1 protein-coding gene is annotated in these 1,498 nt (G+C 59.3%); it reads left to right on the plus strand.

Annotated elements, in window-relative coordinates:
* Positions 1 to 188: 188 nt before the first annotated feature.
* The gene (gene alr, locus G518_RS0126395) at positions 189 to 1,283 is read left to right on the plus strand and encodes an alanine racemase (protein WP_028605038.1); all 1,095 of its coding nucleotides are present in this window, start codon (positions 189 to 191) and stop codon (positions 1,281 to 1,283) included.
* Positions 1,284 to 1,498 lie beyond the last annotated feature (215 nt).

Here is a 1,498-nt window from a genome sequence, read left to right on the forward strand (position 1 = left end):
GCGTCACCTAGGCGGCCCCACAACTCCTCGCGATACCACTCGGTATCACTGCGGTTTGCTCCTTGCCTGACACCGATTTCGACAGATTTGTTTTTCAACGAACTTCCAACTCACGACACTAGCCGCCGAATGCCAAAATGGTGCATTGGATCAATTCCCCGCTTCCTGCCCGCCTTCAGAAACTTCCCATGCCACGTCCCATACAGGCCACTATCCATACTGCTGCCCTTCGTCACAATTTTGAGCGCTTGCGTTCAGCAGCGCCTGGAGCGCGGCTGTGGGCTATTGTTAAGGCGAATGCCTATGGACATGGCATTGAGCGCGCCTTCGAGGGAATGCGCGGTGCTGACGGCTTTGCGCTGCTAGACCTCAATGAGGCTCAGCGCGTGCGCGATCTCGGTTGGCGCGGCCCTATTCTGCTACTGGAGGGGGTGTTTGAGCCGCGCGATCTGGAACTGTGCTCTCGGCTTCAGCTTTGGCATGTCGTGCACAACGACGATCAGATCGATTGGCTGGCCATGCACAAAACCCATTCGCCACAGAGCGTTTTCCTGAAACTCAACTCCGGCATGAACCGGCTCGGTTTCACGCCTGAACGCTATCGCGCGGCTTATGCCCGCCTGGGTGCGCTACCGCAGGTGGACGAAATCTCCCTCATGACCCATTTCAGCGACGCCGATGGCGACAACGGAATTGCAGATCAGTGGGCCAGATTCCAGCGGGCCACGGAGGGTTTGCCGGGTGAGCGCAGCGTGTGCAACAGTGCGGCCACCTTGCGCTATGGTTCGCAGTCAGAAATTCGAGGCGATTGGGTGCGTCCAGGTATTGCTGCGTACGGCTCGTCGCCGGATTTCCCCCAGCATGACGCCGCGCACTGGGGCTTGCTACCCACCATGACCTTGTCTTCAAAGTTAATCGCCATCAACCATTTGGAAGCTGGCGAAACCATTGGCTATGGGTCGATTTTTACTGCAGATACCCCCATGCGTGTGGGCGTGGTGGCCTGTGGTTACGCAGATGGTTATCCGCGCCATGCGATCACCGGCGCGCCAGTGCTGGTGGATGGGGTTCGTACGCGAACGCTGGGCCGTGTGAGCATGGACATGCTGGTGGTCGACCTTGCACCCGTGCCGCAGGCCCGTTGTGGCAGTGAGGTCACGCTATGGGGGCAGGGCCCGAAAAGGGCGCTGTTGCCTATCGATGAGGTGGCTCAGGCGGCAGGGACCGTGGGCTATGAGTTGATGTGTGCGCTCGCTCTGCGCGTACCTACCGTAGTTCTTTGACAAGCTGATGCCGAGCTGGAGTTAGGCGGACGTAGAAGCACGCCATTCAAGGTCTGGAGCTCATCTTTTCCCGGCAGGGAAAACTGGCCAGTCGAAGGCCGAGCGAAGCAATGGCCCGAATGGGTATCCCACCCCTTGAGGCCGTGCCGAGGAGCGCAGGGCAAGGGGCGGGCAAGAGCACTGCAAGATGCTCTTGCTTCAAGAACTAGCTTGCG

The sequence above is a fragment of the Ottowia thiooxydans DSM 14619 genome (assembly GCF_000422885.1).
GTDB lineage: Bacteria > Pseudomonadota > Gammaproteobacteria > Burkholderiales > Burkholderiaceae_C > Ottowia > Ottowia thiooxydans.